This is a genomic window from Nonomuraea sp. NPDC050733 (assembly GCF_040654215.1).
Taxonomy (GTDB): Bacteria; Actinomycetota; Actinomycetes; order Streptosporangiales; family Streptosporangiaceae; genus Nonomuraea.
In genome coordinates this window covers 45,074-69,227 of record NZ_JBFAHO010000038.1, presented here as the reverse complement: position 1 = coordinate 69,227, position 24,154 = coordinate 45,074, and the positions used below count along the sequence as shown (strand labels likewise).

Annotated in this window: 23 protein-coding genes and 2 pseudogenes; 9 read left to right on the top strand and 16 right to left on the bottom strand. The window is 68.2% G+C overall.

Translation table 11 applies throughout. The features are described 5' to 3' along the window. The first annotated feature begins 161 nt into the window (after nucleotides 1–161). From AB0H64_RS36600 to AB0H64_RS36590, 3 genes and pseudogenes are all read left to right on the top strand, one after another. Nucleotides 162–578, top strand: a complete 417-nt coding sequence (locus AB0H64_RS36600; protein WP_357634048.1) for a DUF6223 family protein — start codon at nucleotides 162–164, stop codon at nucleotides 576–578. 238 nt (nucleotides 579–816) lie between these two features. Then, entirely contained in the window at nucleotides 817–1,947 is a 1,131-nt protein-coding gene (locus AB0H64_RS36595; protein ID WP_357634046.1) for a serine hydrolase domain-containing protein, read from the top strand. Between the two features lie 401 nt (nucleotides 1,948–2,348). Continuing rightward, nucleotides 2,349–2,732 (top strand): annotated as a pseudogene (locus AB0H64_RS36590) (Tn3 family transposase); the annotation flags it as partial. 42 nt (nucleotides 2,733–2,774) lie between these two features. Here the strand turns inward: AB0H64_RS36590 and AB0H64_RS36585 are convergent. From AB0H64_RS36585 to AB0H64_RS36575, 3 genes are read right to left on the bottom strand one after another with little or no spacing between them, the layout of a single operon-like run. Beyond that, a complete protein-coding gene (locus AB0H64_RS36585; RefSeq protein ID WP_357634043.1) occupies nucleotides 2,775–2,984 on the bottom strand; it encodes a DUF4287 domain-containing protein in 210 nt (69 codons plus the stop codon). Between the two features lie 30 nt (nucleotides 2,985–3,014). Next, the gene (locus AB0H64_RS36580) at nucleotides 3,015–3,860 is read right to left on the bottom strand and encodes an alpha/beta fold hydrolase (protein ID WP_357634042.1); all 846 of its coding nucleotides are present in this window, start codon (nucleotides 3,858–3,860) and stop codon (nucleotides 3,015–3,017) included. 48 nt (nucleotides 3,861–3,908) lie between these two features. Beyond that, the gene (locus AB0H64_RS36575) at nucleotides 3,909–4,463 is read right to left on the bottom strand and encodes a dihydrofolate reductase family protein (RefSeq protein ID WP_357634038.1); all 555 of its coding nucleotides are present in this window, start codon (nucleotides 4,461–4,463) and stop codon (nucleotides 3,909–3,911) included. 112 nt (nucleotides 4,464–4,575) lie between these two features. On the opposite strand from AB0H64_RS36575, the gene AB0H64_RS36570 reads away from it, so the two are divergent. Then, nucleotides 4,576–5,223: a winged helix-turn-helix transcriptional regulator gene (locus AB0H64_RS36570; protein ID WP_357634035.1), complete on the top strand. Its 648-nt coding sequence runs from the start codon at nucleotides 4,576–4,578 to the stop codon at nucleotides 5,221–5,223. A 407-nt stretch (nucleotides 5,224–5,630) separates the two neighbouring features. Here the strand turns inward: AB0H64_RS36570 and AB0H64_RS36565 are convergent. Together AB0H64_RS36565 and AB0H64_RS36560 are read right to left on the bottom strand one after the other, a co-directional pair. Next, nucleotides 5,631–5,927 (bottom strand): annotated as a pseudogene (locus AB0H64_RS36565) (cupin domain-containing protein); the annotation flags it as partial. A gap of 259 nt (nucleotides 5,928–6,186) precedes the next feature. After that, nucleotides 6,187–6,576 (bottom strand): nuclear transport factor 2 family protein, encoded by a 390-nt coding sequence (locus tag AB0H64_RS36560; protein ID WP_357634033.1) that lies wholly within the window; start codon nucleotides 6,574–6,576, stop codon nucleotides 6,187–6,189. Between the two features lie 65 nt (nucleotides 6,577–6,641). Between AB0H64_RS36560 and AB0H64_RS36555 the strand changes: the two genes are divergently transcribed. Continuing rightward, nucleotides 6,642–7,142: a MarR family transcriptional regulator gene (locus AB0H64_RS36555; RefSeq protein WP_357634030.1), complete on the top strand. Its 501-nt coding sequence runs from the start codon at nucleotides 6,642–6,644 to the stop codon at nucleotides 7,140–7,142. Here the strand turns inward: AB0H64_RS36555 and AB0H64_RS36550 are convergent. The 9 genes from AB0H64_RS36550 to AB0H64_RS36510 form a co-directional block, all read right to left on the bottom strand. Then, nucleotides 7,135–7,452, bottom strand: a complete 318-nt coding sequence (locus AB0H64_RS36550; protein ID WP_357634028.1) for a hypothetical protein — start codon at nucleotides 7,450–7,452, stop codon at nucleotides 7,135–7,137. The two genes, AB0H64_RS36555 and AB0H64_RS36550, sit on opposite strands and share 8 nt — an antisense overlap. A 23-nt stretch (nucleotides 7,453–7,475) precedes the next feature. Continuing rightward, entirely contained in the window at nucleotides 7,476–7,715 is a 240-nt protein-coding gene (locus AB0H64_RS36545; RefSeq protein ID WP_357634026.1) for an SDR family oxidoreductase, read from the bottom strand. Further along, nucleotides 7,661–7,861: an SDR family oxidoreductase gene (locus AB0H64_RS36540; RefSeq protein WP_357634079.1), complete on the bottom strand. Its 201-nt coding sequence runs from the start codon at nucleotides 7,859–7,861 to the stop codon at nucleotides 7,661–7,663. The genes AB0H64_RS36545 and AB0H64_RS36540 overlap by 55 nt, the downstream gene beginning before the upstream one ends. A gap of 5 nt (nucleotides 7,862–7,866) precedes the next feature. After that, nucleotides 7,867–8,058: a hypothetical protein gene (locus AB0H64_RS36535; protein WP_357634024.1), complete on the bottom strand. Its 192-nt coding sequence runs from the start codon at nucleotides 8,056–8,058 to the stop codon at nucleotides 7,867–7,869. Between the two features lie 23 nt (nucleotides 8,059–8,081). Then, the gene (locus AB0H64_RS36530; RefSeq protein WP_357634022.1) at nucleotides 8,082–9,821 is read right to left on the bottom strand and encodes a family 43 glycosylhydrolase; all 1,740 of its coding nucleotides are present in this window, start codon (nucleotides 9,819–9,821) and stop codon (nucleotides 8,082–8,084) included. A gap of 104 nt (nucleotides 9,822–9,925) precedes the next feature. Then, nucleotides 9,926–11,170, bottom strand: a complete 1,245-nt coding sequence (locus tag AB0H64_RS36525) for a family 1 glycosylhydrolase (protein ID WP_357634020.1) — start codon at nucleotides 11,168–11,170, stop codon at nucleotides 9,926–9,928. Continuing rightward, entirely contained in the window at nucleotides 11,167–13,488 is a 2,322-nt protein-coding gene (locus AB0H64_RS36520; RefSeq protein ID WP_357634017.1) for a glycoside hydrolase family 3 N-terminal domain-containing protein, read from the bottom strand. The genes AB0H64_RS36525 and AB0H64_RS36520 overlap by 4 nt, the downstream gene beginning before the upstream one ends. A 70-nt stretch (nucleotides 13,489–13,558) precedes the next feature. Next, nucleotides 13,559–16,024, bottom strand: a complete 2,466-nt coding sequence (locus tag AB0H64_RS36515) for a glycoside hydrolase family 2 TIM barrel-domain containing protein (RefSeq protein WP_357634015.1) — start codon at nucleotides 16,022–16,024, stop codon at nucleotides 13,559–13,561. 32 nt (nucleotides 16,025–16,056) lie between these two features. Beyond that, the gene (locus AB0H64_RS36510) at nucleotides 16,057–17,481 is read right to left on the bottom strand and encodes an MFS transporter (protein ID WP_357634013.1); all 1,425 of its coding nucleotides are present in this window, start codon (nucleotides 17,479–17,481) and stop codon (nucleotides 16,057–16,059) included. 103 nt (nucleotides 17,482–17,584) lie between these two features. On the opposite strand from AB0H64_RS36510, the gene AB0H64_RS36505 reads away from it, so the two are divergent. From AB0H64_RS36505 to AB0H64_RS36495, 3 genes are all read left to right on the top strand, one after another. Further along, entirely contained in the window at nucleotides 17,585–18,172 is a 588-nt protein-coding gene (locus AB0H64_RS36505) for a helix-turn-helix domain-containing protein (RefSeq protein ID WP_357634011.1), read from the top strand. Between the two features lie 28 nt (nucleotides 18,173–18,200). After that, complete coding sequence (locus AB0H64_RS36500) at nucleotides 18,201–19,817, top strand: beta-galactosidase (protein ID WP_357634009.1); 1,617 nt, start codon at nucleotides 18,201–18,203, stop codon at nucleotides 19,815–19,817. Between the two features lie 109 nt (nucleotides 19,818–19,926). Further along, nucleotides 19,927–22,551: a family 78 glycoside hydrolase catalytic domain gene (locus AB0H64_RS36495; RefSeq protein ID WP_357634007.1), complete on the top strand. Its 2,625-nt coding sequence runs from the start codon at nucleotides 19,927–19,929 to the stop codon at nucleotides 22,549–22,551. Between the two features lie 9 nt (nucleotides 22,552–22,560). Here AB0H64_RS36495 and AB0H64_RS36490 read toward each other — a convergent pair whose 3' ends face one another. Both AB0H64_RS36490 and AB0H64_RS36485 read right to left on the bottom strand, forming a co-directional pair. Continuing rightward, nucleotides 22,561–22,686, bottom strand: coding sequence for a hypothetical protein (locus tag AB0H64_RS36490; protein ID WP_357634003.1), 126 nt, complete (start codon nucleotides 22,684–22,686; stop codon nucleotides 22,561–22,563). Between the two features lie 339 nt (nucleotides 22,687–23,025). After that, the gene (locus tag AB0H64_RS36485; protein WP_357634000.1) at nucleotides 23,026–23,421 is read right to left on the bottom strand and encodes an ester cyclase; all 396 of its coding nucleotides are present in this window, start codon (nucleotides 23,419–23,421) and stop codon (nucleotides 23,026–23,028) included. A 139-nt stretch (nucleotides 23,422–23,560) separates the two neighbouring features. Between AB0H64_RS36485 and AB0H64_RS36480 the strand changes: the two genes are divergently transcribed. Then, a complete protein-coding gene (locus AB0H64_RS36480; protein ID WP_357633997.1) occupies nucleotides 23,561–24,139 on the top strand; it encodes a PadR family transcriptional regulator in 579 nt (192 codons plus the stop codon). Nucleotides 24,140–24,154: the final 15 nt, after the last annotated feature.

Sequence of the window (24,154 nt, the reverse complement as noted above, 5' to 3'; positions counted from 1 at the left end):
AGAACTGCGTAGAGGCTGCCGTCCGCTGCCGGAGGCCGGGCTGTCTCGACGGCGCAATGATCGATTCCGTGAAACCCCTCATGAAGCGCTCGCACTCGTCACCGGCGATCCGCCGCGCCGCACACGCCGCTGACGCCCGTCATTCGACAGACAGGATCCGCATGTTCGTCCGTCACCTGCCGGCCACCGCCGCAGCCGCCCTGCTCGGCATTGTGGGGCTCGCCACACCGGCAGCCGCGCAGGTTCTGGCCCAGCCCGTCGATGCTTACACCATGACCGCCGGGCGTCTCTGGTCCGTGGTGGCCGCGCTCTTGGGGCTGGCCGGCGTCGTCATCGGCGGGCTGGCTCTGGCCCGCTCCGCCCGGCGGATCGGCACCGGCACGGGGAGAAGGGGAGCCATCGTGGCCCTGGCGGCAGGGCTGGCCTGCACGGTCATCGGCGGGCTGGTCGTGGCCGCCGCCGAGGGTGGTCCCGGCACCGGCTACGGGATAGTCGGGGGCTACGTGGACCTGGTGGTCGGGCCGATCGCCATGGTTCTCGGTGGGCTCGCTCTCGCCCGTTCCCGCCGCACCGCCTGACACGCCACCCGTCCAACCTGGATGCACCCAGGCAGCGCGCCGGCCGTTTGCCCAGCCTCAGACGTCATGGACAGTGAGCGCAACGAGACCGGGGAATCAACCCCTGAGCTCTCCATCAAAGGTGTCCGTCCCACGCCGGTCATGACCACCGTCGTCCACTTTATGTCGAGATAACACTGCCCTCTTTAGAACTTGTGGCTCGACAGCCGAGTATTCGGACCTGGAAGAGGGAGACTTCATGCTTCTGCGTCGAGCGACGTTCACTGGCGCAGCCTCGCTGGCATGCGCGGTACTGGTCTTGAGTGCGGCCCCGCCCGCCACCGCCTCGACAACTGCCGCCCCCGTCAAGGTCGGGGACGTGCAGCAGGCGATGGAAGGCTTGGTGAAGACAGGCCACGTGGTGGGCGCCATCGGCGAGGTGTACGTGGACGGCAAGCGGGTCGGGAAGGGCTCGGCCGGGTCCCGCCTGCTCAACGGCAAGGGCGGTGCCATCCCGTCGAACGCCCGCTACCGGATCGGCTCACAGACCAAGACCATGACCGCCATCGCGGCTCTACAACTGGTCAAGGAGGGCAAGCTGAGCCTGGACGACAAACTCGGCGAGGTCCTGCCGGAAGTGGTGGAAAAGGACCTGGTGGAGCGCGCCGGCGAGGTCACCGTACGCAACCTGATCCAGCTGACCTCGGGCATCCCCGACTACATCAGCCCGGACACTTCAGACGCCACGCGTAACTACCGCCCGACCGACCTGCTGGCGGCCTCGCGCAAGAACTCCCGGCCCGTGGAGATCGGAACCTTCAACTACTCCAACACCAACTACATCCTGCTCGGCATGATCATCGAAAGACTGTCCGGAAGGTCACTGGCGGCCGAACTCAACCGCAGGCTCTTCGCTCCCCTCGGCATGCGCCATACCTACCTGCCCACCAAGGCGACCGAGGGCATCAAGGGACCGCACGGGCATGGCTACGCCCCGGACGAGACGGGCACGATGCGCGATGCCGACCAGCTCAACGCCACCACCATGCTCGGCGCCGGAGGCGTGATCTCCACCGCGCACGAGATGAGCGTCTTCCAGCGTGCCTTCCGCCAGGGCAGGCTCCTGCCGGTGTCGCTGAGTAAAGTGATCACCGACCCGCCTCCTGGCCAGCCGGCGCCCCCTGCGGGCGGGCCGTGCGCCGGCAAGCCCGAGTTCGCCGCGGGAGGCGGGGGCAGCGCGCCCGGCTTCACCGCCGCGACGATCACCTCCTCCGACGGGCGCGTTCAGCTCGCCGTGTCTCTGACCCTGGCCATGGACGATGCCGAGCGCAGCACCGTGCCGTCGCGCATCACGAACGCTCTCAAATCGCTGTTCTGCCCCGCGACGTGATCACTCCAGCCGCACATGACGAGCCTGATCAGATCGTGATCGCCAAGTGCGGCTGGAGGATTGAGAACCGCTGGGCGGCGCGTGGCCCGGTCGCGCGCCCGTACGCCAGCCAGCTGTCCCGCCCGCGGCGCCGACTTCACCGCCGGCCCGTGCTTCCCGTTCGCCGGCCCGCATCGCGAGGCCTACTGCACCACCATCGACGCCCATCGGCGAGACGGCACGACAGCTCATCACGTGACCCCTGCGCGCCTTCCTGACCCTTTCGTCCCTCGAAGGAGTTGTTGGGTTGAAGCGCATGTCCGTTGCCGCCGCGACCACGGCAGCCCTGCTGCTGGTCACTGCCTCGCCCGCAACGGCCGCCGGCGCCACCACGATCGGTGACGTTCAGGCAGGCCATGGAAAAGACCCTGCACATCCTGCGGATGGCCGACGAGCCCGGCTACCGCCACCAGATCAAGGCCCAGGCCAACCTGCAGGAAGGCCGCCATGCCCTGGCCCGCAGGGTCTTCCACGGCGAGAACGGCCAGCTCTACCAGAACTACCAGCAGGGCATGGAGGACCAGATCGGCGCGCTCGGCCTGGTCCTGAATGCGATCGTGCTGTTCAATACCCGCTACATGGACGCCGCCCTGACCCGGCTGCCCACGGACGGATTCGACGTGCGAGACGAGGACGTAGCCCGGCTGTCACCGTTCGTGCGGCACCACATCAACATGATGGGCCGCTGTTCCTTCCAACTTCCCGAGATGCCCGGCGGGCTTCGTACGCTCAACCTCGTCCCGTGAGAGCCAGGGGGTGCCCGTGTCCACGGGACGGGGCCATCTGGCCTACTCGCTGCCGGCCCAGGTGTGGGCGACCAGGGCGTTGGCGTGGCCGTGGCCCAGGCCGTGCTCGGTCTTGAGCCAGGCGACCAGTTCCATGTGCTTGGTCAGGGGCGAGGCGTTGATGAGGTCGATCCAGTCCTGGATGGGACGCCCGTACTTGGTCTCGATCGAGGGGAAGTAGCTGGCGGGGTTGCCCTTGGCCGGTGGGGTCATGTTCTGGAGCTCCGTTTCTGCTGATGAAGGTCAGGCCAGGGCCGTGCGGACGATGTCGGCGCAGGCGGCGGCGTCGAGGGCCAGGCCCTGGTGGTCGCCGGGGAAGGCCAGCGGCTCGACACCGAGCCGGTCGGCCAGGGCGCGGGCCGACAGCGCGGGAACGCCGTCGCCCGATGCCGTCCCGACACCGACGACGACCGGCACTTGGGCGGCGCGCAGCGCGTTCAGGTCGGGCGCGAAGCGCAGCACCGGCAGCAGCATGTGGGAGAAGAAGAAGTCGAGGTTGCCCTGGATACGGCCCATCGTCTCCAGCGCATCGGGGGGCATCTGGGAAGGGTCGGGCATCGCCGGGGGCGCGGCGTTCTCCCCGTCGACGGCGGTGATGAACTTGCCCATCGCCGCGCCGACGCCGTGTTCGCGGTAGGTGTCGTGCACATCCTGGAAGACGGCCCGCCACCGGTCGCGGTCGGGCAGCAGCTCGGGCAGCGGCGGCTCGTGCACGATCAGGGCGCGGACCTGTTCGGGGTGGCGGGCGGCCAGGTTCAGGGCGGTGAGGGCGCCGCCGCTGTTTCCCAGCACGTAGGCGGGCTCGTCACCCAGGGCGGCCAGCAGGCGGTGGGCGTCGTCGGCGAAGACCGTGACGTCGGTGTCGGCGGGCGGTCCGGTCACGGGGCTGCGGGACAGGCCGCGCTGGTCGTAGGTGACCACGGTGTAGCGGTCGGCCAGGCATTGCGCCAGAGGGGCCAGCGCGCCGGCGTCGGCGGGCGCGCCGGGAATCATCAGCAGCAGCGGCCCGGCGCCCCGGACCTCATAATGCAGACGGGCACCGGGCACCTGGAGCGTCTTGGTCTCGACCTTGATCTGGACATCATTCATGGGGTGTTCCGTTATCGCTCGATGGGGGTGGATCAGACAGGGGGCGGGTCAGGCGGGCTGGTAGGTCAGGTCGAGGACGCCGTTGGCGAAGGTGACCGACCGGGCCAGCTCCAGCGGGATCGGCGAGGTGCCTTCGGGGAACAGCCGCATGCCGGTGCCGACCACCAGCGGGTGGACCAGCAGTCGCAGCTCGTCCAGCAGACCGGCCTGGAGCAGGGTACGGACCAGGCTGACGCTGCCCGACAACGAGATCGTGCCGCCGGGCTGGTCCTTGAGCTTCTTGACCGCCGCGACCAGGTCGCCCTCGATCAGTGTGGAGTTGTTCCAGGTGAGCTCCGTCAAGGTCGTGGAGGCCACGACCTTGGCGATGCCGTTGATCGCGTCGGCCATCTCACCGGTCTGGTGCGGCCACACCGCGGCGAACGTCTCGTAGGTGACCCGCCCCAGAAGCAGCGTGTCGGCCTCGGCGTACATCTGCCCGACCGCCGCGCCCATCTCCTCGCTCAGGTACGGGAAGTGCCACCTCTCCGGCGCCTCCACGACGCCGTCCAGCGAGACGAACAGCCCGGCCCCGACCTTCCGCGCCGTCGTGCCATAAGTCATGTGATAACTCCTCACAGATCACCAGGTGAACCGGCCTGATGGCCGAACGAGCAGTAAGCTTGCATTTTAAAAGCACGCTTTGTCAACAGAAGTTCGCTGTAGGATGTGTTGCATGACGGCTCGTGAGTACGGACAGTTCTGCGGCCTGGCCCGCGCGTTGGAGATGATCGGCGAACGCTGGACGCTGCTGATCGTCCGCAACCTGCTGTCCGGCCCCCAGCGCTACACCGACCTGCGCAAGGGTCTGCCCGCCATCCCGACCAACATCCTTTCGACCCGCCTCAAGCAACTCGAAGAGGCAGGCCTGGCCACCCGCCGTGCGCTCCCTCACCCCGAGCGCGCGATCGTCTACGAACTCACCGACTACGGACGCGATCTAGAACCGGCACTGATCGCCCTCGGCCGCTGGGGCGCCCGAACGATGGCTGAGCCCCGCCCCGGCGAGACCATCACCGCCGAATCGGTCGCCATGGCCTTCCGCACCACCTACCGCCCGCAGGCGGCCCGCGGCGCCACCGTCGGCTGCGAGGTACGCATGGGCGAGTTCACCCTCCGTCTACAGATCACCGCCGGAGCCCTGACGGTCGGCATCGGTCCGCACCCGGCCCCGGACCTCATCATCGAAAGGCTGAACGACCAGGGGATCCACACGCTGATGACCGGTGCCAAGACCCCCGACCAAGCACTCACCGACGGCAGCGTGCGAGTGGAGGGCGATCCCGCGCTACTCCACCAGTTCGTTCAGATGTTCCGCTTCTGACCAGCCATCCGGCGAAACGCCAGCTGGTCCGCCTGGCCTACCCTCCGACCGGCTCCAGACTGAGTGCAGGAATTAGCGGTAGGGCGTTGAGGGGTTGGCCTGCCCGGATGGTGGCGGTAGTGACCGGTCAGCGGTCTCCGGGGTTGAGGAACCTGCGGACGGCCATTGGCGCTGAGAATGATCTTGGGCTGGTGCTCCGTAAGGGGATCCCGGCCTGAGAGGAGGATCGGAACGGATTTTGGCGGTGGCGAGGGTGCGGCCGGAGGACGCGGTTTGGAGTCTTCGAGGCCGCCGGTAGAGGAACAGCGGGGCCGAATCCGGCGCTACGGAGGATGGTGCTCTGAGCGCCGGATCCGGTTCCTCGGTGTCAGCAGCGGCCTGCGCCCCGTCTCAGGACCGGGTTTGTGTCACGGTGCGCTGCGGGCTTGCCATGACTGTGCCGCCGGGCCCTTGGCCATGTCGGTGAAGTAGCTGTCGTGGTGGACGAAGAAGGCGATCCGTTCCTCGTCGCTCATGCCGGCAAGGTGGCTGAACAGCATCAGGAAGTCGACCGGCTTACCGGACTGGTTCCCAAAGGAGTGCAGACCGCCCGGCGGCACGTGCAAGAAGTCGCCCGCTGATGCGTCGTACCATCGTCGGCCGTCGTAGACCCGCAGGGTGCCGGCCACGACGTAGAACGATTCGGTCATCGTCATGTGGAAGTGGGCGCTCGCCGGCCGCTTCGGGGCTCATGCGGACCCGGTAGAGGTCGAACTCGCCGCCGGTCGATGCCTTGGTGGCGAGATAGTCGGTCCGTCCGCCGGACGGTGTGATGAGGTCGGCCGGCGTGTCGGCGGAGCGGAAACGGGCGCTGATCTCACCGTGGTCTTGGTGATAGCGACGGGGTGGGTAGTCGCTGTCCAGCCAGGACAATGTCATCTCCTTGGTGTCCGGGGATGATCGTTGGAGCGTTCAAGGACCTGCTCAGACCCCGAGTCCGGCCAGGAGCGGTGCGGGGGCGTTGAGGAAGACCTCCAGACCGAGCAGTCGGCCGTCCTTGACGTGCCAGACGTGCAGTTCCCGGACGGTGGTCGCCGTGCCGGTGCCGCGGGGGGTGATGCGGGCGTTGCCGACGACGACGATGTGCTCCTGGCCTTCGATGAACTGGGACGGTTCGTAGGTGGCATCGGCGCGTTCGGCGACCTTGCCGAACATCTCCCGCACGCCTTCATGTCCCCGGTAGGTGCCGCGCCAGGGGACTGCCGCCGACTGCCGGGAGACGAAGCCGGGGTCGAGTGACTCGACGAACCGGTCGAGGTCGCCGTCAGTGAACGCCTGGTAAGCGGCCCGGGCCGCTTCCATGTTGCGGGACATGGACACCTTCCTTCAAATCTCTTCTTGGTAAGATACCGATAAGAGACTAGCAAGAGGAGTGCGGGATGGGTGACGCCGTGGACGCGGTGATGGACGCCTGGCGCCGGGAGCGTCCCGACGTGGACATCTGGCCGGTCGGGGTGGTGGGCCGAATCCAACGACTTGCCCGGCTGCTGGAGGTGGAGATCCAGGGCTTCTTCCGCCGGCACGGTCTGGACAACAGCGAGGCCGACGTTTTGACCACGCTCCGGCGTTCGGGCGAACCCTACGAGCTGACCCCCGGCCAGCTCGTCAAGGCGTCCATGGTCACCTCGGGCGCCATCACCAAGCGCATCGACCGCATGGTGACCAAGAACCTCGTCGAACGGGTCCCCGACGCCGTCGACCGCCGCACGGTGCGGATCCGACTCACCCCCCACGGCCGCCAGACCATTGACGACCTGTTCGCCCTGCACATCGCTAACGAGACACGCCTGCTCCAGGCCCTCGATCGCGACCAAGCGGACGGCCTGGCCGACGCGCTGCGCACCCTGCTGCAGTCGCTCGGCGACACCTCCCTCACCTGAAATGACAGCCGTTGGCGCTGAGAATGATCTTGGGGTGGTGTTCCGTAAGGCGGGTGCCACCGGCGCCGCCGTGCAGCGAAAGGAAGACACGCCGGTCGTCCGGCGCCGTGCCCTGCGGGGTGGCGACGTGGACCGGTACTCCCTCGACGTCCCGGGCGAGGATGTCGGCGAGGTGGCCCGACGCGACGGCCCCGGTCAGCGACATCACCATCATCTCGGGGGCGTCCACGGGCACCATCGCGTCCTGCTTCGCGATGACGGAGCGCCAGGCGTCACGGTCGTCCGGTCGGGGCGTGTGTTCCTTCATCATCGAGCGGACGTGCCGGACGCAGCTCAGGCACGCATGGTGGTGCCGCCGTCGACACAGAGGATCTGCCCGGTCGTCCACGCGGCGAGGTCGGAAAGCAGGAAGGCCACGGTGGCGCCGATGTCCTCGGGCCGGCCATGGCGCGGCGCCGGCGTGGTGGCGAGGATTGCGTCGCGGAACTCTTCGGGCAGGTTGAGCTCGGTCTGCCGGGTCATGACCAGGCCTGGAGCGAGCCGGTGAGGTTGATGTCGAGGGTGCGCTGCCACACGGCCAGGTCGATGTCGACGGCGTCGGTGTCCTTCGCGACTTCGGCCGGGTCGATGTCGGCGGCGACGTTGAACAGGCCGTCGATGCGGCCGTACGTGCCGATCGCCAGGTCGATCTGCTCCTTGACCTGGTTCTCGTCGGCGATGCCGGTTACGGTCGCGACGCCGTCGCCGCCGGTGTCCCGGGCGGCCTGGGCGGCTGGGCGGTGGCTTCGGCCGACGCTTCGACGACGTCTCCGACGACGATCCGCGCGCCTCCGGCGCCGAGGAACTTCGCGGTGGCAGCGGCGATCCCGCTGGCGCCGGCGAAGACGATGACCTTGTCGTGCAAGCCTTCCAACATCAGGTGCTGCTTTCGTGGTGAGGTTAGGCGATTTTCGTGACCGGGCCGGTGGTGATGCCGTTCTCGTTGAACGAGTCGACGGCGACCCAGTAGTCGGCTCCGGCGTTGAGGGTTCGCAGGTCGAGGTCGTTCTGTTCGTAGACCAGCCAGCTGTGGTAGAGCTTGCCGGGGGCGATGCCGTAGCGGACGTTGTAGCCGTGCGCGGTTGCGCTGGGTTCCCATTCGATGCGTGCCGTCCGGTCGTCGACGCGCCTCGCGCGGGCAGTGGTGGCCGCGGGTGCCGGTCCGTTACCGGTCCCGAAGACGCGCAGCCCGCTGACCGAGAAGGGACCGTCGAAGGGCATCCGGCCGGCGGTGACCCGGACGTACCGGGCGCGCTGCGCGGGTTCGAGTACCACGAAGGCGTGCGGAGCGTCTTCGTCCGATCCGCGGTTGTCCGAGACCGGGTACCACTGCTCGCCGTCCGGGGATACCTCGATGAGCGTCTCGGTCGGCTGGCCGTGGGGGTAGATCGCGCGCTGTGCTGGGGTGACTTCGGCGAGGTCGGTGAGTTCGGGGGCGTGCGCGGCCAGGTCCTGGTCGGCGAGGTTGAGCTGGATCGCGGTGATGGTTCGCTCTTCGCCGAGGTCGACCCGAAGCCATTCGCCCGGCTGTGTCGTCGCGGCGGTCCACCAGGTGCGGACGTCCTCGTTGACGGCGAGTTCGGGGCTGTGCCCTTCGGCCGAAGAGGAGGCGGTCGTCTTCGCGCGGAAGGACTGCAGCATCCAGCCGGCGAAGGTGCCGGTCCACGGATCGACCCGGCGGTCCGGCACGAGCATCGGGTAGTCGCCGAAGTTCTGGTTGCAGAACAGGACTCCGTCGGCGTCGAACCCCGCGGGGAAGATCCCGACGCGCCGTTCGAATTGGTGGTGCACCGAGACGCGCATGGTCGAGGCGTGCCACCAGTTGCCGTGTTCGTCCTGGAAGGTGCTGCCGTGGCCGGCGCCGGTGATGAACCCGCCGGGCTTCGAGGAGAACGGGCTGTTCGGCGCGTACTCGAAGGGGCCGAGGGGTGAGGAGGAGGTGTAGTAGCCGTCGGCGTAGGTGTTCCATTCGGTGCCCGGCGCGGCGTACTGCAGGTAGTAGGTGCCCTGGTGCCGGGTCATCCACGCGCCTTCGATGAAGGGAGAGTCGCCGAGGTACTCGGCGATCCTCTTCGCCAGTTCCGTGGTCGGTTCGGTCTTGACGTGGTTCTCGCCGACCTGTTCCCAGCCGTGCCGGTCGGGGTCGCCGCCGAAGAGCGGGACGGGTTCGCCGATGCGGTCCATGGTGTCCGGGTCGACCCGGACACCGGTGACGGGTTCTTTGTTGGAACAGCCCCAGTAGAAGTAGACGGCGCCGTCGTCGTCCTGGAACAGGTGCGGGTCCCAGAACGGGAAGCCCGGGTTCACCAGGGTGAAGTCGTCGGCGAGGGGGTCTTCGCTGCGGTAGAACGGGCTGTCGGTCTGCCGGGACGCGGAGACGTAGAGGACGCCGTTGACCTCGCGGACGTCGGGGGCGTAGTCGAGCGGCGCGAGTTTGGTGCTGGCCCGGTATGCCCAGGTGCGCAGGTCTGCCGAGTGCCAGAAGCCGGCCGACATCGACGCGAAGAGGTAGAACCGGCCGCGGTAGCGGATCACCGACGGGTCGGCGGCCTCGCGGTGGACGGTCCGGCCGCCGGACATGGGGCGCAGGTCCTGGTAGCGGTAGGCGAGGTTCACCGGGTTACAGACGACGGAAGTCACGAAGGCATGCTTTCTGGTTCGGTCGGTACGGCCGGAAGCGTTCGGATCCGGCTTGCGCCATGAGCGAGGTCATGCCAGCCCGCAGCGGCGGACCCGCGGTCGGGTCAGGAAAGGGATTCGGCGACAGCCGCGCCGTTCGTGCGGGCGACGCTACCGAGCCATGCCAGGCTCGGCTTCGCTTTGCGCTCGAAGGTCTCCCTGTCGACGGCGGCCAGCCCGAACGTCGGTTTCCAGTGGCCCCACTCGTAGTTGTCGAGCAGGCTCCAGTGCAGGTAGCCACGGACGTCCGCACCGTCCGCCATCGCCGCGGACAGTCCCCGCAGCGCGTCGGTCGTGTAGGCGATTCTGCGGTCGTCGTCGCTTGTTGCGATCCCGTTCTCGGTGACGAGGATGGGTAGGCCGGTCACCTCCCATGCGTGGCGGACGGCCATGCCGAGAGCGTCCGGCCGGTACGCCGCCCCGGTCTGCGTGTTGTCGGGGTGCTCAGGGTGGGGGACGAGTCCGTTCGCGTCCACCTGCTGGCTGGAATAGGACTGGACCCCGATCCAGTCGTCGCCGCGTGATCCTTCGAGGTAGAGGTCTTCGTACGCGTATCGCACCTCAGCGAGTTTCTCTTCGTTGCCCGGTGTCGCGGTGAGCGCGCCGTTGGCGATCGTCCATCCCACCTTGGCTCCTGTCCGTTCGCGCACGATGTCGCGGACGGCGTGGTGGAGTTCGACCATGCGGTGTCCGAATCTCGGTTCGGGCACCGGCAGATTCGCGGCGATCCGTTCCCGCTGCGCCTCGCCGTCGACGGTAGGACTCTGCCATTCGGCGAGCCGCCCAGAGCGCATGGCTTCCTGCAGCATCACCATCATCGCCTGCATATTGGGTTCGTTCATGGTGGCTACCCACTGCACGCCATCGAGGATCTGGGTGGCACTGATCACGAATGATGCGAACCGAGCGACTGCGTTTTCTCCCAGCCAGCCGCCTTCCTCCGCGAACCAGCGTGGCGACGTGAAGTGTTGCAGGGTGATCACCGGCTCGAGTCCGAGTCCGAGTGCTGTGTCGATCATGCGCCGGTAGTGGGCCAGCTCGGCGCGCGAGATCTGCCCCGGCCGCGGCTCGATGCGGGCCCACTCGACGCCGAATCGGTACGCGGTGCAGCCGGCGTCCGCCAGCAGTTCCATGTCCTCCCGATAGCGGTGGTAGCTGTCCAGCGCATCGCCGCTCGGTTCCATCCCGGGCATCAGGCTCTCGCGGGCCCACCAGTCGCTGTTGATGTTGTTGCCCTCGATCTGGTGAGGTGCGGTCGAAGCGCCCCAGAGGAACCTGGCGGGAAAGGCACTCATCGTGTTCTCGTTCATCGTTTCGCCACCTCAAGCGTGGTCGTCAGCTCGGCGGTGGAGCTTCCGCCGACGTAGATGTCGATGGTCGTGGCGTCCTGGACGAACCCGCCCGTGGCCGCGGCCCAGTAGCGCAGCGCGTCCGGGCCGAGATCGAAGGTGACCGTGCGGATCTCGCCGGCCGCGAGGGGGACCCGCTGGAACCCCTTGAGCTCCCGGATGGGACGGGAGGCCGTGCCGTAACGCTGATGCGTGTAGAGCTGCACGACCTCGTCGGCGTCGACGCCGGAGCGGTTGTGAACGTCGACGGACACGGTGACGGTTTCTCCGACCTGGATCTCGGGCCGGTCCAGTCTCAGGTTCGAGTACTCGAAATCGGCGTAGGAGAGTCCGTGACCGAAGGGGTAGAGCGGCACGCTTTCCTCTTCGAAGTAGCGCGCACCCTGGTTCTCGGGCTGGAAGGTCCGGTTGTGCGAGTAGATGATGGGCACCTGCCCGACGTGGCGCGGCCAGCTGAAAGGGAGGCGCCCGGCGGGCGAGACCTCGCCCAGCAGGACGGATGCCACCGCTTCACCGCCGCGTGTCCCCGGGTACCAGGCCTGCACGATGGCGGGCACGTGGACGTCCGCCCAGCGCAGATCAAGGGGGCGGCCCGACATGACGACCAGCACGACGGGAGTGCCGGTCCGGCTGATCCGCTGGAGCTGCTCCAGCTGCCGCCCCGGCAGGTCCAGGGTGGCGGTCGAGGCGTTCTCGCCGATCTGGTTCTGTCGTTGCCCGACGACCACGATCGCCACGTCGGCGGAGGCCGCCAGCTCCACCGCACGGGTGATCTCGTCGTCGTCGTTGTCCAGGGAGGTCTCCACCACTGTGGGGTCCATCCGATCGAACATGGAGGGGAAGCGCCGGCTCGGGCTGCCCGCTCCCGGCGCGTGCGTCACCTGGACGCGGTCACCGAGACGGTTCCGCAGGCCTTCCAGAACGGTTACGGTCTCGTCGGTGTCGTGGTCGAACACCCACGGGCCGAGGGTGTCTCGCTTGCTGTCGGCCAGTTCCCCGATCACGGCGACCGTTCTCAGAGCGTCGGCGCGAAGCGGAAGCACGGCGGGCTCGTTCTTCAACAGGATGATCGAACGCTCTGCGGTGGTGCGGGCGAGCTCACGGTGTTCGAGGGCACCCAGGACGGAGGCCGCGGCATCCTCGAGCACGTAGGGATTCTCGAAGAGACCGAGCCGGAACTTGGCCGTCAGGACCCGCCGCGCCGCGTCGTCGATGACCTCTTCACCGATCACACCGTCGGTGACTGCCTGCGGGAGTCGCGAGAAGGCGGGGTCGAACATGCACATCTCCATGTCGAGCCCGGCCGAGACGGCTCGCACCGCTGCATCCGTGAGGTCTTGCGCGAAGTGCTGGGTCTCCAGGGATCGGACGGCGCTGGCGTCCGAGACCACGAATCCCTCGAAGCCGAGCTCGTCGCGGAGCATGTCGGAGAGCAGACGGCGATTCGCGGACGCCGGCACGCCGTTGAGGTCCATGTAGGCGCTCATCACAGTGCCGGCCCCGGCTTCGATCGCCGCTTGGAAGGGCGGCAGGTACACGTTCCACAGCTCGGAATCCGACACTTCCGCGTCGTCGTAGTCGCGGCCGCCGCGAGCGGCTCCGTACCCGGCGAAGTGCTTGGGACCCGCCAGCACGTGCTCGGCGTCCAGGTTCCCCTGGAAACCCTGGACCTGGGCCGCCGCGACGGCGGCACCGAGCACGGGGTCCTCACCCGGTCCTTCGATGATCCGCCCCCACCGTGGGTCGCGGGCGATATCGACCATCGGCGCGAACGTCCAGGCGATACCGACGGCACGGGCTTCGCGGGCGGCCACGGCTTGTGCGGTTTCGATCGTGGCAGGCGACCAGGTCGCGGCGAGTGCGATCGGCACCGGGAAGATGGTCCGCAGGCCGTGGATCACGTCGAAGCCGAACAGCAGAGGGATGCCGAGGCGGGTGGTCTCGACGGCGAGGCGCTGCAGGCGGTTCGTCTTCGCGGGGTCCTTGACGAACAGCACGGAGCCCGTGGTGCCGGCGGCGATCGCGGCTTCGACCATCTTGGGCTGTCCGACATATGCCCGTTGCTCAGGCGGGAGCGTCTCCAGGTCGAAGTCCTCGGGCAGTTCCTCCATGTCCAGGTAGAAGAACTGGGTGAGCTGGCCTGCCTTCTCCTCGAGTGTGAGCCGGGAGAGCAGGTCGTCGACGCGCTGTTCCAGGGGCAGGGCCGGGTTCTGGTACGGGAGGTCGCCCGCCCGGACCGCGGCCGGATCGGTGACGCTTTCCGCGGCCACGTCGGTCATCGGTCTCCTTCTGGTTCAGCGGGGTTCGCCCCGCTGAGGATGGTGGTGGAAGGGGTGCGCCGGGTGGTCCTCATCGCAGGGCCAGGAGCGCGGCGGTGACGGGCTCGTCGTCGGGTTCCAGCGACTCCAGCTCGAGGACGACCGGTTCGAGGCCTTCCGCAGTGACGGTCACCGTGATCTCCCCGGCACCTCTCGGCCGGACGATCGCCAGAGCCCGGCCGTCGAACGTGGTGCACTGCGCCGCGTCGAAACGTTCCTCCGAGTCCGGGCGGGCACTGCCGAGGGCCTGCAGGACGGCCGCGCCCTCGACCGTCACGTGCACCAGCTGATCGTGTGCGCCCGCCGGGTTGCCCTGCTCGTCGCGGAGCTCGATGGTGATGAAGCTGAGGTCGGAGTCGTCCGCGTGCAGTTCTGTCCGGTCGGCGACGGCGACGAGCCGAGCCGGGCCGGTGGCCGAGCGGAGCGACGTGCGTCCCTGTTCGACGCCGTCGCGGTAACCGACGGCCACCAGTTCCCCGGGCTCGTAGGTGAGATCGAACTCGGCCAGGAAGGGCTTGGACTCTCCTGGCGTCGCCCGCCCCAGAGAGCGGCCGTTGAGCAGCAACTCGACTTCGTCAGCGACGGTGTACACCTCCACGGCGATCGGGGTGCCGATCGGCACGTCCCAGCTCCAGCTGGCGATGGAATCGCTCCACGCCCACATGCCGAAGCCCTCACGCCCGTATACCTCGGGGCGTTGAACGGCGAGGTAGGGCTGGGTTCGGAGGCCGAACACGATCTCCCGGTAGTAGGAGATGGGCCTGCGCAGGCCGGTGATGTCCAGGTCGCCCACCCGCGCGGAGATCCACGGGTACGGCGCCTCGAAGACCGGGCTCACATCCGCGTACTGGAGCCGGCCGACGCCGGCTTCGCCGAGGTAGTCCCAGCCGGTCCAGGTGAAGTCACCCAGCACGTGGGCGTTGTCCAGCACGAGGCGCCAGTTGTGCGCGATCCGCGGCGGGAAGGTTTCGGTGCCGACGATGATCCGGTGGGGGAACTGCTCGCGATCGGACTCGTAGCGTCCGTCCCCGTAGTTCAGGCCGGCCACGTCGAGAACCGAGAAGGAGGCTTCCGTCTTCTCGCTGACCATCGGCGAGGCGCTGACTCTCGCCATGAAATCGCCTGCGTTCATCATGGCGTTCACGCCGCCCTCCCCGGCGGGCTGCACTTCGGCGGAGCGGGCGCGCATCTCTTTCACCTCGCTGAGCACCGAGACGAACGGGTTGATGCCGTTCGTCACGAAGCGTGTCGGATCGAGGGTGCGGATCTTCTCGGCGAGTGCGCGTCCCCATTCGGAACCGAGCGCGTCGCCGGTTTCGAAGATCTCGTTGCCGATCGAGTAGAAGATCACGCTGGGATGGTTGAAATCCTTTCGTACCAGAGATTCGACATCCCGCTCCCACCATTCCGGGAACGACAGTGAGTAGTCGAACGACGATTTTCCTTCCGCCCACATGTCGAAGGTCTCGTCCATCACCAGCATGCCGAGGCGATCGCAGGCGTCGAGCATTGCGGGGCTCAGCGGGTTGTGGGAACTGCGCAGGGCGTTGAAACCGGCCTGCTTCAGAAGCTCGACCCGACGCTCCTCGGCGCGCGCGATGGTGGCCGCGCCGAGAGGCCCGTTGTCGTGATGAATGCATGCGCCGCGGAGCTTGACCGATTCGCCGTTGATGCGCAGGCCGGTGATCGGATCGAGCTGGAGGCGACGGATCCCGAAAGGCGTGGTCTCCTCCTCGAGGAGCTCATACGAGTTCTCAAGCACGGTGCGGGCCGTGTGGAGGGCCGGGCTGTCCACGCTCCACAGGGCCGGATTCGGTACGTACAGCCGCTGGCGGACCACCCCGGACCCGCCCGCGCGCAGGGTGATGGGTGCGGAGTCGCGGCTGACCACCTCGCCGTCAGGACAGCGGATTTCGGTGCGAACTCGAAGCGTCCGGGTCTCGACGCTCTCGTTCACCACCCTTGTCGCCACCTCCACGACCGCCCGATCGGCGTCGATGTCAGGCGTCGCGATCCGGACCTCGCCGAGGTGGGCGAGGTCGGTGACGCGCAGGGTCACATCCCGGTAGATGCCCGCGCCGCTGTACCACCGGGAGTCGTCGTGGGTTCGGGCATCGACACGGATGGCGTTCGATTCCCCGTAGCGCAGGAACGGGTCGAGGGGCACGTCGAACGGTGAGTAGCCGGAGGGTCGCTGAGCCGCGAAGGTGCCGTTCACATAGACCATGGCGTCGCGGTAGACGCCCTGGAACTCCAGCGTGACCCGCTTGCCACGCCACTGCTCGGGAACCTCGAAGTCCTTGAGGTACTCGAACGTGCCACCGGGAAAGTAGCCGGTCCGTCCTCCGGAAGGCGCGTCGGCGTTCCGGGGGAGGGCGGCGACGGCGTCGTGCGGCAGGGTTACGGATGTCGCGTTCCCGGCGCCGGCCTGAAGCTGAGCGAACGGGCTGACCTTGGGTCGGACACGCCAGCCGCGGTTGAAGGAAGTTCTTGTCATGCTGCTCCTCGGTTTGCCGCGATGGCCACTACTCAGCGGACGCCCTTGACGCGCAGAAGGATCACCAATCCCCCGATGAGGGCGAAGCCTGCGGAGATCAGGTACAGGAGGCCGTAGTTGTCCTCCGCGGAGCCGGCTCCGAGGAGGAGGAGAGCGGGCGCGAGCAGGGGTGCGGCGACCTGTGGAATGGACGTCGAGAACTGGGTGATGGCGACGAAGCGCCCCGCCTGGGTGTCCTGCTCGGGGAGCACGTCCAAGTAGAGGGCCTGGTCGACGGCGGAGAAGATGCCGAGGCCGAACTGCAGGGCGCACAGCCCGATCAGCAGCACCGGCAGATCCGGAGCGAGCCAAGCGATGACCGCGCCCACCGCGAAGAGGACTCCAGCGAGCAGGATGAAGGGCTTGCGCCGCTTGAGCCGGTCGGAGAGGAATCCGCTGAGCGTTGCGCCTCCCACGGTGCACACGATGCCGAGCAGGCCGGCAATCGCGACAAGTCCTCCGATCTGAGTGACGGGAAGGCCGAGCTTGGCGGCGAAGAAGAACGTCGTGAAGGTGCTGGAGAGTGTGACGCCGAAATTGAACAGGAACCGTCCGAGCCAGTTCCAGGAGAAGTCCTTGTACTTCTTCACGTTGTAGCCGTAACCGGAGAGCAGCGAACCCATCGTCACCTTCTCGGGCGCAGCCGCGTTCCGCAGGTCGGGCTCTTTGACGAAGACAGCGAACAGGAGGATGAAGGTCGCTCCGACCAGGCCCGGAACAAGGAAGATCAGGAGGTTCGAGGTCGCGAACGCGCTGGCCAGGGCGACACCCGCGATAGAGGCCACCATCGTCGCCACCCCGGTCAAGCCGGCCACCTTGCCGCGCTGGGACTCCGGAAGACGATCGCCCATCGAGCTCGTCACCTGCAGCGCGGCGATTCCGAAGCCGAGTTGCGTGACTCCCCAGCCGAGGAGCGCGATCCAGACGTTCGGGGAGGCGGAAACGACCAGCAGTCCGGCAAGGCCGACCATGGTGAGGCCGATGAGCCAGGGACGTCGACGTCCGAGCCGGCTGCGCGTGCGGTCGCTGAGAATGCCGACGAGCGGACCGGCGAGCACGACGACGAGCGCCCCCACTCCGGTGACGTAGCCGAGGAACTCCTGGTTCTGGGGCGCAATGCGCGCGAGCAGAACGGAGAGCGAGTATCCGATCGGTCCGACGAGCGCCACTATGGAGCCGAACGTCGCCAGTACGACCAGCCAGATGTAGGCAGCGCTCACCCGGGGACGGTCCTCGCCCGGGGTTGTCTGATGTGTGAGCTGCTCCGCAATCATCGCCGCCTCGTTGAAGGCAGGAGAGGAGGGGGAGGCGCCGGGCGCCGGAACATCCACCGGCTCGCCGCCCTCCCCGCTGCCGAGCGTCGGAACTGCGTCGACCTTCGGGTGGCCGGATGTGGCCGCGGACTCACGCTCGGTCATACGAACTCCCTTGCTCGGCCAATCTACCGATCGATAGATTGCGTCTACCGGATGGTAGATTAGGATCCGTGGACATCGTCGTCAATGCCGCCCGAGGAGATCGATGAATGCAGCAACCGACAGCGCTCCCCGCGCCCAGCGACGGCTGGCGCCCGAAGTGCGGCGCCGTCAGATCGTCCTGGAGGCAGCGCGGCTGATCTCTGCTGCCGGCTTCAACGCGGTGTCGCTGGCAGACATCGCGGACGCGTGCGGCATTCGGAAGCCGTCGGTGCTGCACCATTTCCCGTCCATGGCCGATCTCCTCGCGGCTGTCCTCGCTTACCGGGACGAACTGTCCTACCCCGTGCGATACGAGGTTGAGGATTTCGCCGACCCTGCCGCGGCGAACGAGGTGTTCCGGAGCACGGTGGAGCACAACCAGCAACAGCGTGAGTTGGTCCGGCTCTACGTCGTGCTCCGGGCTGAGGCTCTGGATGTCGGCCACCCCGCGCACGGCTACTTCCTGGAGAGGGAGCGGCGGGCGCTCGACGGTTTCGCGCGGGCGCTGTCCTGGAAACCGAAGCCGATGCTCGCCGCGCGGGAGCTGTACTCCTTCTGGACGGGATTGGAGGCGCTTTGGGTCGCCGATCCCACGGTGGACATGCTCGAAGTGTGGGACGCCTTCGCCGCGCGCTTCTTCACCATCAGTTGAACGTCACCCCGATCCCCGGAGCTCCGTCGTGACAGATCTACCCTCCACCCGCATCGCACGCCTCACCGACAACGGCCTGGTGGTGGACGAGCGGCCGTTTCTCGTCCTCGGCGCCGAGATCCACAACTCGAGTTCCAGCTCTGAGGTCGCCATCCGCTCGAGCTTCCAGCGCGTTGCGGCCCTCGGCGCGAACACCGTGCTCGCCCCGGTCACCTGGCAACTCCTGGAGCCGACGGAGGGAGAGTTCGACTTCACCCTCGTCGACACGATGATCCAGGTCGCCGAAACGTGCGGATTGCGGCTCATCCCCCTGTGGTTCGGCGCGTGGAAGAACGCCACGTCGAGCTATGTGCCCGATTGGGTGAAACAGGACGCCGAACGATTCCCCCGCTCGCACACCGCCTCCAGTGGCGCGATCGAGCACCTCTCACCCTTCGCCCGCGAAAGCCGGCAAGCAGACGCCTTGGCGTTCGGGACTCTTCTGCGGCACCTGAAGACCGCTGACGAGCGCGGCACCGTCATCATGGTGCAGGTCGAGAACGAGGTGGGCCTTCTGGGAGACTCTCGCGACCGAAGCCCCCTCGCCGACCACGCCTGGTCGGGTCCTGTCCCGGCGGAGGTCGTGGAGGCGATTGCTCGATCGCCGCTGATGCCGGCCCATGCGGAATGGGAGCGGGCGGGCAGTAACCGAAGCGGCACCTGGACAGAACTCTTCGGCGACAACGTGGATGCTCATGAGGTGTTCATGGCGTGGGCCTACGCCTCGCACGTGGAGTCGGTCGCTGCCGCCGGCCGTCGAGAGCATCCTCTCCCGCTGTTCGTGAACGCTTGGCTGGACAGTCCGCTCGAGTTGGACATCCCCGAGGCGCAACTCGCTCTGGCGGGCGGAATGCAGCCCGGCGACTACCCCAGTGGTGGCCCCATCGACAGAGTGCACCCCGTCTGGGCCGCCGCCGCCCCCACCGTCGACCTTCTCACTCCCGACGTGTACTTCGGCGACTTCGACCGCATTTGCCGCGCCTTCAGCGAGGCATCCAACGGCAGATTGTTCATCCCGGAGATGCGGCGCAGTCCCCGGGGAGTCGCCCAGATGTTCTGGGCGATCGGAGAGCACGACGCCATCGGTGTCTCACCGTTCGGCGTCGACTCGCTGGCACCCGGTACGACCGAGGAGCGCATTTTGGCCGACGCCTACGCGCTGCTCAACGGGATTGACATCGCCGAGGCAAGGCGCGCGAACTCGCCCGCCCGCGCCTTCTGGTTGACCGAAGACCAGCCGAGCGCCACGATCAAGATCGGCGAGTACTGCTTCGACGTCAAGGCCGGAGACGTCTTCGGGATCACGCCGCCGTCGTTCCCGGCATACGGCCTGATCGTCCTGCCGGCCGCCGGGGGTGTCACGATCGCCGGCCGCGGCTTCGTCATGACTCCCACGCGCATTGACGGACGGAAGGCCGGGATCCTCTCCGTACGGGAGCTGGATCCGATCACCGGCGAGACGGCCCGAATGTTGAACGGCGACGAGACCGGCGGCGGCTCACTGATCCAGATCCCCGCCGTCGACGCCGAGCCCTCCTCGATCTGGCCGATCCCGAGCATCACGACGGGAACGGGACTTCTCCACGTGGATCTCTACACGTACTGATTTACGCCCGCGTTGGGCACAAGCTTCGCTGTGTGGGGCCGAAGTGGCCGACGCCGCCCAGCGCCCTGCACACCTCGATCCTCGGAGCTCTGCTTTCATGGTCACCTCAGTGCCTCATGCCTTGTCGATCGACTTCGGTGGCGACCGGTTCCCGGTGTCCGGACCGCGACCGCGGCTGTCGTGGAAGCCGCCCGCGGACGTGCCGCCGGGCGCCGGCTACGACGTCGAGATCCTGATCGGCGACGGCGTCCGGGAAGTCGCCCACACCCGGGAACACCGGTGGGTCGCGTGGCCGGTTCGGCCGCTGCGCAGCGGCGAACAGGTGCGCTGGCGGGTCCGGACGGGCGCGTCGCCGTGGAGCGAGTGGCACGCCTTCGAGGCCGGGCTGTTCGACGAGGACTGGACCGCGTGGTGGATTTCCCCGGTCGAAGCGGGGGAGACCGAGCCCGGAGCCCGGCCCGCGCAGTTCCTGCGCGGCTCGTTCACCGTGCCCGTGGGTGTGACCCGCGCCCGCCTCTACGCGACGGCGCTGGGCGTCTACGAGGCGTTCGTCAACGGCGAGCGCGCGGGAACCGCCGAACTCACGCCCGGCTCGACCTCCTACGACCGCACCCTCTACGCGCAGGCGTCGGACGTCACCGCGGCGGTGCGGGCCGGGGCCAACACGATCGAGATCGTCCTGTCGGACGGCTGGTTCCGCGGTCAGGTCGGTGCCTTCCGCGAACCCGCGGACTGGGGAACGCGCGTCGGCGCCCGGCTCGAGCTCCACCTGGCTTTCGCCGACGGCTCGATCCGCGTCGTCGGCACCGACGAGCACTGGACCGGCGGTCCCGGCCGGATCACCCGCGCCGGGCTGATGGCCGGGCAGACCACCGACTTCCTCGCCCCGCGCGGCCCGGAACGCCCGGTGCTCCTCGACGCGGTCACCGCCCCGCCGATCGACTGGTCGCCCGCCCCGCCGGTGCGGCGCGTCGAACGCCGGCCCGCCGTGTCCGTCACGCAGCTGCCCACCGGCGCCTGGATCGCCGACTTCGGCCAGAACGCCTCGGGCTGGGTCATCCTCACCGACCTCGGCCCGGCGGGCACCCGGACCGTGCTCGACTACGGCGAGCACCTCGACCCGGCGGGCGATCTCACGACCTCCCACCTCGACTCGGCAAGGCCTGGCGAGCCGCCGGTCCCGTTCGTGCAACGCGACGAGGTGGTCTCCGCGGGCGCGGCGGGAGAGGTCTTCGAACCGCGGCACACCGTGCACGGCTTCCGGTACGCCCGGCTCGACCGCGGTGGCGTGCCGCTCGACCCGGCGGGCATCGTCATGCAGGTCGTGCACACGGACCTGCGTCCCACCGGGACTTTCGCCTGCGGCGACGACGATCTCAACCGGCTGCACGAGGCGGCCCGCTGGAGCTTCCGCGGCAACGCCGTCGACGTGCCGACTGACTGCCCGCACCGGGAGCGGCTCGGCTGGACGGGCGATTACCAGATCTTCGCCCCGACCGCGGTGCGGCTCTACGACGTCGCCGGGTTCACGCGCAAATGGCTGCGCTCGGTCCGGGACGACCAGCTGCCCGACGGCCGCGTCGCGAACTACTCCCCGGACGGGCACCGCATCAAAGAGCACCCCGACGTCCTGTTCGCGATGATGACGGGCTCGGCCGGCTGGGGCGACGCCATCGCGCTCGTGCCGTGGCTCCTGTACGAGACCTACGGCGACCGCGAGGCACTGGCCGAAAACTGGGACGCCATGGTCCGCTGGGTCGAATGGGCCCTGGCGACCGCGCGGACGTCGCGGCACCCGTCGCGGGTGGAGCGCTCGGCCGAGCCGTTGCCCCACGAGGAATTCCTCTGGGACGGCTCGTTCCACTGGGGTGAATGGATCGAGCCGAAGGCGCGCGCGGAGGACGGCTCGCTCATCGACCCGGTGCAAGCCGATCCGGCCGGCTGGTTCACCGCCGACAAGGGGGAGGTGGGGACGGCCTACCTGGCCCGGTCGGCGGCCACGCTGGCCGCGACCGCCCAGGTCCTCGGCCGGGCCGACGACGCGGCCCGCTACGCGGAGCTGGCGGACCGGGTGAAGGACGCGTGGCGCACCGAATTCCTCGACGACAGCGGGCGCACCGCCGCCGACACGCAGGCCAGCTACGTCCGGGCGCTCCACTTCGGACTCGTGCCCGACGGCCTGCGCACGGCGGCCGCGGCGCGGCTGGTCGAACTGATCCGGGAAGCGGGCACGCACCTGGGCACCGGGCTCCTGTCGACGGCCGACCTGCTGCCCGTGCTCGCCGACCACGGACACGCCGACGTCGCCTACGAGGTGCTGTTCCAGCGCACCTACCCGTCGTGGCTGGGCATGCTCGACCGCGGCGCGACGACGATCTGGGAAGACTGGGACGGCGTCGACGCCGACGGCACCGCGCACGCGTCGCTCAACCACTACAGCAAGGGCGCCGTCGTCCGGTTCCTGCACACCCACACCCTCGGCCTGCGGCAGGCCGAGGGCTCGGTGGCGTGGGAGTCGTTCGTCGTCGCACCGGTGCCCCACGCCTCGATCACCTGGGCACGCGGGACGTTCGACGGTCCGCAGGGGCTCATCGCGGTCGAGTGGCACGTCGAGGGCGAGGAACTGATGATCATCCTGGACGTGCCGCCCGCGTCCACGGCGACCGTCGTCTTCCCCGGCGGCGAGGAGGTCACCGCCGGGGAAGGCCGGTTCGCGGACCGGCGGAAGCTGTGACGCCGTCCCTCAGACGGCCGACCAGCCGTCGTCGACCGGCAGCACCACACCGTTGATGTCACCGGCGGCGGGGGAGGCGAGGAAGGCAGCACCCTGGTCGAGGAGGTACGCCGGGCTGAGCTCGCCGATCTGCATGCCGAGGCGTACGACGTCCCCGCGCCACTGACGCTCGACGCCGGCGCGTTGTCTTCGGCCTCACGTTGGGCGGTGACCGCCTTCTCCTGCGCCCGGACGGCCGCGTCACGTTCCTGTTCGACCCTCCGCTCCGAAGCTGACCCCAGCCCCAAAGTAGGTTTGATCGGGTTCGGGGAACGGGCCGAGAACGAGCCGGATCCAATCGTCCAAAATCTGATGATCATGCTCTGCGTGCGGGATCTTCAACTAACGATGGAAGATCGTGACTCCGTCTACTGGTGGTCGGCCTGCGGCTGGTGTCCGGGAGGGGGCTCACGGCCGAGGCGATGTCTCCCTGCCTCACGGCGCTGGTACGGCGCCGATCTGCTGCATGACCCCGAGCAGATCGGGCAGACCCCGCTCTTTGACGATCCGGCCGTCGGCCAGGTAGTAGAAGTTCATGGCCTGGACCGCGATCTTGTTGCCTGTGGCAGGGACCCCGAGGAAATCGCCTTCATGGGTACCGCGCATGGTGAACCGTGCGGCCACTGTGCTTCCCTCTGTGACGCTCTCTTCCAGCGTCCACCGCACGTCAGGGAACGCGCTGCGCATCATCGCGATGATCTCCAGGTAGCCCGCGGGGCCCCGCAGTGCTTCAGCGTGACTGGGTGCATGGAACACCGCGTCGGGAGCGATGACCTCCCGGGCAAGATCCTCGTCGGCTGTATTGATGAACTCGACGAAGCGCTTCATCATTGATTCAACGGATTTCGGCGACATTTTGCTCTGCCTCTCTCCCTGCCTGCTGGGTGGTGTTCGAAGTGAACGGCAGGACCATCAACGACTGTAACATCGAATCGATGTATACCTCGATTCGATGTGTCATGCTGGAGGGATGCTGGAACTTTCCATACTCGGATTCCTGGCCGCAGGCCCTCTTCCGGGACACGAGCTGCGCCGTCGCATCACGCAGCTCACCGGATACAGCCGGCCGGTCAGCGACGGCACCCTCTACCCGGCGGTCAACCGTCTGGCCAGGGCGGGACTGATCGAGCGGCGACCCGCGCCGGAAGCAGGGGGCGGCCGGTATGTGCTGAATCTGACCGAGGCGGGCCGCGAGGACATGCTCCGGCGACTGCGCGAGCCGGCCGCGCACGAGCTCACCGACTTCTCCCGCTGGTTCACGATCTTGGCGTTCCTGTCCCTGCTGCCCGACGTCGCCGACCAGCACGCGGTACTCCGGCGTCGGCTCGCCTTCCTGGAGGAATCGGCGAGCTTCTTCTACGACGGCGACAAGCCGCTGCGTGCCGAGGACGTCAGTGACCCCTACCGGCGCGGCATGCTGCTCACCGCCCGCGCCACTAGCCAGGCTGAACGCGCCTGGATCCGCGAGGCCCTCGGCGAGGACACCCCCGAGCCAGGCCCCCCACGCCACGCACACGATCTCTCGCCGCTGAGCGCATCGGCGAGCTGACAGACAACGAAAGGC